This window comes from Variovorax sp. CF313, assembly GCF_000282635.1.
Lineage (GTDB): Bacteria > Pseudomonadota > Gammaproteobacteria > Burkholderiales > Burkholderiaceae_C > Variovorax.
Genome location: NZ_AKIW01000038.1, coordinates 34083 through 43202, shown reverse-complemented (window position 1 = coordinate 43202; position 9120 = coordinate 34083). Strand labels below are relative to the sequence as shown.

At 67.7% G+C, this 9120-nt stretch carries 8 protein-coding genes; 1 reads left to right on the top strand and 7 read right to left on the bottom strand.

The features are described 5' to 3' along the window. Nucleotides 1-87: 87 nt before the first annotated feature. The 7 genes from PMI12_RS12345 to PMI12_RS12315 all read right to left on the bottom strand — a co-directional run bounded on the left by PMI12_RS12345 (nucleotide 88) and on the right by PMI12_RS12315 (nucleotide 7956). Nucleotides 88-1038: a branched-chain amino acid ABC transporter permease gene (locus PMI12_RS12345; protein ID WP_007832655.1), complete on the bottom strand. Its 951-nt coding sequence runs from the start codon at nucleotides 1036-1038 to the stop codon at nucleotides 88-90. Further along, nucleotides 1035-1907, bottom strand: a complete 873-nt coding sequence (locus PMI12_RS12340) for a branched-chain amino acid ABC transporter permease (RefSeq protein WP_007832654.1) — start codon at nucleotides 1905-1907, stop codon at nucleotides 1035-1037. Before PMI12_RS12340 ends, PMI12_RS12345 begins: the two co-directional genes overlap by 4 nt. 161 nt (nucleotides 1908-2068) lie before the next feature. Further along, the gene (locus tag PMI12_RS12335) at nucleotides 2069-3238 is read right to left on the bottom strand and encodes an ABC transporter substrate-binding protein (RefSeq protein WP_007832653.1); all 1170 of its coding nucleotides are present in this window, start codon (nucleotides 3236-3238) and stop codon (nucleotides 2069-2071) included. 127 nt (nucleotides 3239-3365) lie between these two features. Continuing rightward, nucleotides 3366-4181: an alpha/beta fold hydrolase gene (locus PMI12_RS12330; protein ID WP_007832652.1), complete on the bottom strand. Its 816-nt coding sequence runs from the start codon at nucleotides 4179-4181 to the stop codon at nucleotides 3366-3368. 154 nt (nucleotides 4182-4335) lie between these two features. Beyond that, entirely contained in the window at nucleotides 4336-5883 is a 1548-nt protein-coding gene (locus tag PMI12_RS12325) for a benzoate-CoA ligase family protein (protein ID WP_007832646.1), read from the bottom strand. A 31-nt stretch (nucleotides 5884-5914) separates the two neighbouring features. Further along, complete coding sequence (locus PMI12_RS12320; protein ID WP_007832643.1) at nucleotides 5915-7465, bottom strand: 3,4-dehydroadipyl-CoA semialdehyde dehydrogenase; 1551 nt, start codon at nucleotides 7463-7465, stop codon at nucleotides 5915-5917. After that, the gene (locus PMI12_RS12315; RefSeq protein WP_007832641.1) at nucleotides 7462-7956 is read right to left on the bottom strand and encodes a 4-hydroxylaminobenzoate lyase; all 495 of its coding nucleotides are present in this window, start codon (nucleotides 7954-7956) and stop codon (nucleotides 7462-7464) included. Before PMI12_RS12315 ends, PMI12_RS12320 begins: the two co-directional genes overlap by 4 nt. A 163-nt stretch (nucleotides 7957-8119) precedes the next feature. Here PMI12_RS12315 and PMI12_RS12310 point away from each other — a divergent pair, with 163 nt between their 5' ends. Then, on the top strand, nucleotides 8120-9067 hold the full coding sequence (locus tag PMI12_RS12310) for a helix-turn-helix transcriptional regulator (protein ID WP_007832639.1): 948 nt from the start codon (nucleotides 8120-8122) through the stop codon (nucleotides 9065-9067). Nucleotides 9068-9120 lie beyond the last annotated feature (53 nt).

The window sequence follows — 9120 nt, the reverse complement described above, 5'->3', positions numbered from 1 at the left end:
CCGGCTTTGCCGGGCCGCTGGTGTTGCCCCCGGTGAGGGGGGTGGCGAAGCGACACGAAGTGCGCGAAGCCTGGGGGAGAGCTGACTTCACACGGCCTCCTTCGGCGACAGGCGCTTCACAAGCCCGATCAGCCCCTTGGGCAGCAGCGCCACGAACACGATGATCGTCAGGCCCAGCGTCAGCTGCCAGTGGTCTGCCATCGGGCCCATCACCGCATGCGTCGAGAAGATCTCCTTCAGCAGCGTGAACGCGATGGCGCCGATCACCGCGCCGCGCAGGTGGCCGAGGCCGCCGAGGATCACCATCAGCAGCACCTCGCCCGAGTTGTGCCATGCCATCAGTTCCGGGTTGACCACGCCATCGCGCGAGGCCAGCAGGAAGCCGGCAAGCCCGGCCAATGCACCCGCCAGCACGAAGGCCGCGAGCTTGTAGGCATACACCGAGAAGCCCGCGGCGCGCATGCGCTGCTCGTTCACGCGGATGCCCGCCAGCGCCGCACCGAAGCGCGAGCGGCGGATGAGCGCCAGCAGCCCGTAGGTGAACACCAGCGAGGCCAGCACCACGTAGAACAGCACCGTGCGGTTCTCCATGTCGAGCGCGCCGAGGGCGGGCCGCACGTACATGTAGATGCCGTCGCTGCCGCCGCCGACCTTGGTGTCGTGGAACACGAAGAAGGCCATCTGCGCGAAGGCCAGCGTCACCATGATGAAGTACACGCCGCGCGTGCGCAGGCTCAATGCACCGACGAACAGCGCATACAGCGCCGCCGCACCCATGGCCAGCGGCAGCAGCAGCGCGAAGTTGCCGCCTTCGCTGCCTGAAGCGAGCACCGTGACGTATGCGCCGATGCCGTAGAAGGCCGCATGGCCCAGGCTCACGAGCCCCGTCATGCCGACCAGCAGTTCGAGGCTCAGCGCGAAGATCGACAGGATCATGATCTTCACGACGAAGTCGGAAACGTAGTTGCCCATGAACGGGCCCGCCACGCCGATGAGCACGGCGCACAGCGCCGGCACGAGGAATGCGGTCTTCTTCATGGCCGCCTCCCCATCAGCCCTTCGGGCTTCCATATCAGCACGATGGCCATCAGCAGGTAGATGCCGATGCCGCTCAGGTCCGCGAAGAACACCTTGCCGAAGGTATCGACGAAGCCCACCAGCAGCGAGGCCACCAGCGCGCCCGTGATCGAGCCGATGCCGCCGATCACCACCAGCACGAAGCAGATGATGAGCACGCTCGCACCCATGTTCGGGTACACCGAGGACATCGGCGCCGCGATCATGCCGGCCAGCGCCGCCAGCGCCACGCCCGCCGCGAACACGATGCGGTAGAGCCGCTTCACGTCGATGCCCAGGCCGCGCACCATGTCGCGGTTGCTCGCACCAGCGCGGATCATCATGCCCAGCCGCGTGCGGTTGACCACCCAGTACAGCGCCACGGCCAGCACGATGCAGGCGGCCGAGGCGAAGAGGCGATACCACGGATAGCTCATGACGTTGCCCAGCGCGAAGCTGCCGTCGAGCCATGCCGGCACCTTCACGCCGTGCACGTCGTTGCCCACGAGGATGGAGCGCAGCTCCTCGAACACCAGGATGAGCCCGTAGGTCATCAGCACCTGCTGCAGGTGGTCGCGCTGGTAGAGGTAGCTGAAGAAGGCCCATTCGAGCAGGTAGCCGAAGACGGCCGCCAGCACCACGCCGGCCACCAGCATCAGCAGGAACTGGTCGCCGAACAGCGGCGCAAGCGCGAACGCCATGTACGCGCCGATCATGTAGAAGCTGCCGTGCGCAAGGTTGATGACGCCCATGATCCCGAAGATCAGCGTCAGCCCCGAGGCCACCAGGAAGAGTAGGAGCCCGTACTGAACCGAGTTCAGGCACTGGACCAAGAAGGTTCCGAAATCCACGTTAGGTCATCCCTGTGAGACCGAAAGAGAGCGTGGCGCGATAGCGCCCGCGATGTTCGGGAGACACCGCGGAACCGGCTTTGCCGGGCCGCAGGTGTCGCCCCCGGAGAGGGGGAAGGCGAAGCGACACGAAGTGTGCGCAGCCTGGGGGAGTGCCTTGTCTACATCCGGCAACCGCGAGCGGGGTCGGCGAGACCCTTGATCGCGGTGCTCACCAGCTTGTTTTCCTTGCCTTCTACCTTGCGCAGGTAGATGTCCTGCACCGGGTTGTGCGACTTGCTCACCGTGAAGGTGCCGCGCGGGCTGTCGATCTTCGCCTTCTCGATGGCGGCCGTGAACTCGGCCTTCTTCGAGATGTCGCCCTTGGTGGCGGCAAGGCCCACGCCCAGCATCTGCGCCGCGTCGTAGCCCTGCACCGCATACACGTCGGGCTGCAGCTTGAAGGCCTTGGCATAGCCGACGCGGAAGGTGTTGTCGCGCGCGGTGTTCAGGCCGTCGGCATAGTGCAGCGTGGTGAGCATGCCCTGCGCAGATTCACCCTGCGCGTCGAGCGTGCCGTCGGTGAGGAAGCCGGGGCCGTACAGCGGAATGGTCTTGTTCAGGCCGGCGGCCTGGTAGTCCTTCACGAACTTCACCGCGCCGCCGCCGGCGAAGAAGGCGTACACCGCATCGGGCTTGGCCGCCGCGATCTCGGTCAGCAGCGCCTGGAATTCCACGTTGGGGAAGGGCAGCGTGAGCTGCTTGTCGACCTTGCCGCCGTTCTTCTCGAAGCCTTCCTTGAAGCCTGCAACCGACTCGTCGCCGGCCGCGTACTTCCAGGTGATGGTCATCGCCTTCTTCTTGCCCTGCTGCTTGGCCGCCACCTCGCCCATCGCGTAGGCCGGCTGCCAGTTGCTGAACGAGCTGCGGAAGATGTTGGGCGCGCACATCGGGCCGGTCACCGCGTCGGCACCGGCATTGGGCACGATCAGCACGGTGCCGCTTTCCTTCGCGGCCTTGGCCATGGCCATGGCGACGCCCGAGTGCACGGTGCCCACGATCACGTCGACGTTGTCGCGCTTGATGAGCTTGTTGACGTTGTCGGTGGCCTTGGCAGGGTCGGACTCGTCGTCGACCTTGAAGTATTCGATCTCGCGGCCGGCGAGCTTGCCGCCGTGCTCGTCCACGTAGAGCTTGAAGCCGTTCTCGATGGCCACGCCCAGGGCGGTGTAGGTGCCGCTGTAGGGCAGCATCAGACCGACCTTGAGCTTGCCTTGCTGGGCGTGGCCCAGCGTGGCGATGCAGGCCAGGGCGAGGGCCGTCAGGGTGGTGCGGGCGATGCGGGTGCTCATGTGATCTCCTGGCGTGGTATTGAAATGAAAGGGGAACGGCTTGAAGACGGGGGCGACGGGTTGGGGCGCGTGTCTTCACGACGCGCCGCCGCTGGCGCAGATACTTTAAGGGTAAATCATTTATCTCTCAAACACGAGTTTTCCCTGACCGGGGATTCCGGTCGCCCATGAATGAAACGGTCGCCACTATCGCTTTTTCGGGCTGGTCGCGATGCGGGGAATGCCCGCAGTCAGGCAGCTCCAGCAGCTCGGTGCCCGGCACGCGCCTGGCGATGCCGCGAATCTGCGCGAGTGTGCCGTACTCGTCGTCGATACCCTGCATAGCAAGAATCGGGCAACGGATGCCATCGAGCTCGGCTTCGATGTTCCATTGCCTGAAAGGCAGATGGAGCCAGACGCGGTTCCAGCCCCAGAAGGCCGAATCGACGTCGTCGTGATAGCGGCCCAGCTTCTTCGGCAGGTCGGTCTCCAGGTAGGCCAGCCGGGCCTGCTCGATGTTGGCCAGCGTCACGTCCTCGACAAAGATGTGCGGCGCCAGCACCACCAGGCCGGCCACGCGCTCGGGAAAGCGCGCCGCATACAGCAGCGAGATCGAGGCGCCGTCGCTGTGGCCGAAGAGCCAGGGTTTCTCGTCGCCGAGCTCGAGCGCGGCGAAGAGGGCGGGCAGCACTTCATGTGCCTGGCGGTGCATGAAGTCGACGTCCCAGGTCTCGTCGCCGGCGCGCGGGGTGGAGCGGCCGTAGCCCGGGCGCGAGAAGACAAGGCCGCGGGCGCCGGCGGCTTCGCACAGCCGCGTCGGGAAATCCTTCCACATGGCGACGGAACCGAGGCCTTCGTGAAGGAAGACGATCAATGGCGCATCGGTGCGCTCCGGGGCGATCCATTGGCACTCGATGCGGACCGGGCGGCCGCGCCAGGTGATGTTGGCGAACGCCGTGCTCATCATGTTGCCTCCGGCTGTTGCTCCTTCCCCCTTTGGGGGAAGGTTGGGATGGGGGCAAGCGGCGCCTGCAAGGGCTGCGCGTGCATGAAGGCCGATGCCCCCACCCCGGCCCTCCCCCAGCGGGGGAGGGGGAAAGAGGAAGACGGGGTGCGTATCACGCCTGCTTTTCCCTCTCGCGCAACCTGAACCGCTGGATCTTCCCCGTCGCCGTCTTCGGCAGCTCGCTCACGAACTCCAGGAACCGCGGGTACTTGTACGGCGCGAGGCGTTCCTTGACGAAGGCCTTCAGCTCTTCCTCGGTCACCGCGGCGCCATCCTTCAGAACGACGAAGGCCTTGGTCTTCGTCAGCCCTTCGGCGTCCTCCTTGCCGATCACCGCGGCTTCCAGCACCGCCGGGTGCTGCATCAGCGTGGCCTCGACCTCGAAGGGCGACACGTAGATGCCGCTGACCTTCAGCATGTCGTCGCTGCGCCCGGCGTAGGTGTAGTAGCCGTCGGCGTCGCGCGTGTACTTGTCGCCGCTCTTGGTCCAGCCGCCCTGGAAGGTCTCGCGCGACTTCTCGCGGTTGTTCCAGTACATCAGCGCCGAACTGGGGCCGCGGATGTAGAGGTCGCCCACCTCGCCGTCGGGCACGGGGCGGCCGTCCTCGCCGCGCAGCTCGACCTCGTAGCCCTCCACCGGCCGGCCGGTGGTGCCGTAGCGCACGTCGCCGGGCCGGTTGGAGATGAAGATGTGCAGCATCTCGGTCGAGCCGATGCCGTCGATGATCTCGCAGCCGAAGTGCGCCTTGAAGCGCTGCGCGAGTTCGCCGGGCAGTGCCTCGCCGGCCGAGGAGCACATGCGCAGCGCCACGGCTTCGCGCGCCGGCAGCTTCGGCGAGGCGAGCATGCCGGCAAAGCCGGTGGGCGCGCCGAAGAACACGGTGGGCTTGTGCTCCACCCAGCGGCGGAAGGTGGCGTCGGGCGTGGGCCGTTCGGCCATCAGCACCACGGTGGCACCGACCGACAGCGGAAAGGTCAGCGCGTTGCCCAGCCCGTATGCGAAGTACATCTTGGCGGCCGAGAAGCACACGTCGTTCTCGGTGAGGCCGAGCACGGGCTTGCCGTAAAGCTCGGCCGTCCACCACAGGTTGGCATGCGTGTGGACCGTGCCCTTGGGCTTGCCGGTGGAGCCGGAGGAGTAGAGCCAGAAGCCGGGGTCGTCGGAAGCGGTCTGCGCCGGCGATGCCAGGGGCGGGGCGGCGGCGAGCGCGGCTTCGAATTCCTGTGCGCCCTCGGGCAGCGTACCCGCGGGCTGCGACACGATCAGCGCCTGCACTTCATGGCCGCCGCGCGCCATCGCCTGCTGCAGCGTCGGCAGCAGTGCGCCGGACACCAGCACGGCCTGCGCGCGGCTGTGATCGAGCATGTAGGCGTAGTCGTCGGGCGTGAGCAGCGTGTTGACGGCCACGGGCACCACGCCGGCATAGAGGCAGCCGAGAAAGCTCACCGGCCAGTCGTTGCCGTCGAGCATCAGCAGCAGCACGCGCTCTTCGCGGCGGATGCCTGCCGCCTTCAACGCGGCGGCGAGGCGGCGCGCGCGGTCTTCGAGCTGGCCGTAGCTCAGCGTGCCGCGGTCGTCGATGTAGGCGGTGCGATCGGCGCGGCCGCGGTTAAGGGCGAACAGGTGCTCGGCGAAGTTGAATCGTGTGGGCAGGGTCATGGTCTTGTCTCCTTCGGCCGTGTCTCTCGTTCTAGAGGCCGAGTGCGGCGAGCACGCCGGGGCTTGCCTGCACCGCGCTTCGGCGGTGATAGAAATCGAGCGCGCGCAGGCCGCCCAGTTCGGCGCCGCCGCCCGCGCGGCCGGGACCGCCGTGCATCGACATCGGCATCACGTTGCCGTGGCCGGTGTGGGCCTGCGCCACCTCGGGGGTGATGACGTGCACGCGGCCGTGGCTCGGTGCGACCGACAGCGCAGCCTGCGCGAGCGCGGCGTCGTCGCTGCCATACAGGGAGGTCACGAGCGAGCCCTGGCCGCGGTGCGCAAGTGCGATGCCGTGCGCGAGATCGCGGTACGGCAGCAGCGTGGCCACCGGCCCGAACACTTCCACATCGTGCACGCGCTGCGCCGCATCGGCGTCGCGCGCGCCCAGCAGCACGGGTCCGATGCAGGCGGCGACCTTCGGGTCGGCATCGATGAGCGGCTTGTTGCGGCTGTCGTGCAGCACGGTGGTCTGCGTGGCCAGCGCGTCGAGGCCGTCGCGCACCGCATTCAGCTGTGCGCGGCTCACGAGCGAGCCCATGCGCACGCTCTCGCTGCGCGGATTGCCCACCGTGATGCCCGCGAGTTTGGCGCCGATGGCTTCGGCCGCGGCGTCGTACACCTCGGCCGGCACCAGGATGCGGCGGATGGCGGTGCACTTCTGGCCCGACTTCACCGTCATCTCGCGCACCACTTCGCGCACGAGCAGGTTGAAGGCCTCGCTGGCAGGCGCTGCGCCGGGCAGCAGCAGGGCGCTGTTGAGGCTGTCGGCCTCGATGTTCACGCGCACCGAGCGTTCGGCCACTGCGGGGTGCGAGCGGATCACCGCGGCCGTCTCGGCCGAGCCGGTGAACGAGGCCACGTCGAAAGGTTGCAGCGCATCCATCAATCCGGCCGAGCTGCCGCAGACGATGGACAGCGCGCCGGCGGGCAGCACGCCCGCGTCGACCACGTCCTTCACCATGCGCTGCGTGAGCCACGCGGTGGCCGTGGCGGGCTTCACGATCACGGGCACGCCCGACAGCAGTGCGGGCGCGGCCTTTTCCCACAAGCCCCACGACGGGAAGTTGAAGGCGTTGATGAACAGCGCCACGCCATGCGTCGGCACCTGCAGGTGCTGCGACTGGAACACCGGCTCCTTGCCGAGCTTGACCGCCTCGCCGTCGCGCAGCGCACGCACGTCGCCGAGCGTGTCGCCCCACTTGGCGTACTGGCCGAGCGTGAAGATCGCGCCGTCGATGTCGACGGCCGAGTCGTTCTTCACGGTGCCGGAGTTGGCGGTGGCGATGTCGTAATAGGCGTCGCGGTTGGCCTGCAGCACTTTCACGATGGCTGCGAGCAGCCCAGCGCGCTGGCGGTAGGTGAGGGCGCGCAACGCATTGCCGCCCTGTTCGCGGGCGAAGGCAAAAGCTTCGGGCAGGTCGAGGCCGGTGGCGTCGATGCGTGCGAGCTCGGTGCCCAGGACCGGGTCGAACAGGGGCGTGCCGGCGCCCGATCCGCTTTGCCAGCGGCCGGCGACGTAGTTGGGAAGGAGTTCGGTCATGGGGTGAACTTGATCTGCCCTTCGGGCAGCAGATAGAGAACGAGCGCGCGGCCTTGCGCCACGGTCGGGCGGTGCGCGGTGCCGGGCCCGTAGACGCACCAGCCTGCCGGGCGCCCGTCGAAGGTGGCGTCGGCGCTGCCCTCCAGCGGCATGATCAGGTCGATCTCGCCGTTGGGGTGCGTGTGGTGCGGGCCGGCGATGTCCTGCATGTCGACCACGTCGACCGAGAAGCGGTGCAGCGCGTCCTCTGCCTTGAAGACGCGGCCGTACCGGATGCCGCCGCCCTCGCGCTCGCACAGCCAGCCTTCGGCGACGCCGCCGATGCAGGCCTGGCGCAGCTGCTCGAAGCGGGCGCTGCCTGCGCCGTGGGTGGCGTTGAGCCACTGGTCGAGCGCGCTGTCGAGCGGCCTGCCGGCGATCTCGGCGGTCAAGCCTGCAATCAGCTGGTGAAATGCTTCCTTGCCTGTGGCGGCGGTGCTTCGGTCGGACATCGTGGGGCCTCGAACTTTTGAACTACCTTGCAGAATCTCTGCGTGTGCAGTATCTTGCGTGTGGCCGAACGATAAGCATCGAGACAATGAGTGTCAAGCAATATAGTGCATCCATGGTGTTTACCCTGAGCGCGCACAATTCCGGTGAAGAACGAGGAATTGCATGAACGAGCATGTAGACGCGGTGCTGGCCACCGCGCCGGAAAGTGGCGGCCCCGGCAACGGCCTTGCGCCTGCAGGAGAGGCGAAGAACCCGCTGCTGGCGGCATTGGGCGATCGGGTGCGCAACCTGCGCGCGCAGCGCGGCCTCACGCGCAAGGCCGTGGCCGTTGCAGCGGAGGTGTCGGAGCGCCACCTCGCCAATCTCGAATACGGCATCGGCAACGCGTCGATCCTCGTGCTGCAGCAGGTGGCCGGCGCGCTGCACTGCTCGCTGGCCGAGCTGGTGGGCGACGTGACGACCAGCTCACCCGAGTGGCTGCTGATCCGCGAGCTGCTCGAACACCGCAGCGAAGCCGACCTGCGCCGCGTGCGTGTGGCGCTCGGCGAACTGCTGGGCACGGCCTCGGTCGATCCGGCGCGGCACCGCCGCATCGCGCTCGTGGGCCTGCGCGGCGCGGGCAAGTCGACGCTGGGGCAGATGCTGGCGGAAGACCTCGAGATCCCGTTCATCGAACTGAGCCGCGAGATCGAGAAGCTCGCGGGCTGCAGCGTGCGCGAGATCCACGACCTGTACGGCACCAACGCCTACCGTCGCTACGAGCGCCGCGCGCTGGAGGAGGCGGTGCAGATCTACAGCGAAGTGGTCATTGCCACGCCCGGCGGCATCGTGTCCGACCCGGCCACCTTCAACGAGCTGCTCGCGCACTGCACCACCGTGTGGCTTCAGGCCGCGCCCGAGGAGCACATGGGCCGCGTGGCCGCGCAGGGCGACACCCGTCCGATGGCCGCCAGCAGGGAAGCGATGGAAGACCTGCGCCGCATCCTGAACGGCCGCGCCGCCTTCTATTCGAAGGCCGACCTGTCGGTGGACACCAGCGGCAGGACCTTGTCGCAGAGCTTCCAGGCGCTCCGTGCAGCGACCCGCCAGTCGATGGGTCTGGGCGCTTGAGCTGAATCTTCGGGGTTCGCTCACGCCGGCGGGGTACCTTGCTCCGCGAATGT

Coding starts and splice junctions, on each gene's coding strand:
- PMI12_RS12310 (WP_007832639.1), top strand. CDS start 8,120: ATGAACGAGCATGTAGACGCGGTGCTGGCCACCGCGCCGGAAAGTGGC.
- PMI12_RS12325 (WP_007832646.1), bottom strand. CDS start 5,883: ATGACCCTGCCCACACGATTCAACTTCGCCGAGCACCTGTTCGCCCTT.
- PMI12_RS12345 (WP_007832655.1), bottom strand. CDS start 1,038: ATGAAGAAGACCGCATTCCTCGTGCCGGCGCTGTGCGCCGTGCTCATC.
- PMI12_RS12320 (WP_007832643.1), bottom strand. CDS start 7,465: ATGACCGAACTCCTTCCCAACTACGTCGCCGGCCGCTGGCAAAGCGGA.
- PMI12_RS12315 (WP_007832641.1), bottom strand. CDS start 7,956: ATGTCCGACCGAAGCACCGCCGCCACAGGCAAGGAAGCATTTCACCAG.
- PMI12_RS12335 (WP_007832653.1), bottom strand. CDS start 3,238: ATGAGCACCCGCATCGCCCGCACCACCCTGACGGCCCTCGCCCTGGCC.
- PMI12_RS12330 (WP_007832652.1), bottom strand. CDS start 4,181: ATGAGCACGGCGTTCGCCAACATCACCTGGCGCGGCCGCCCGGTCCGC.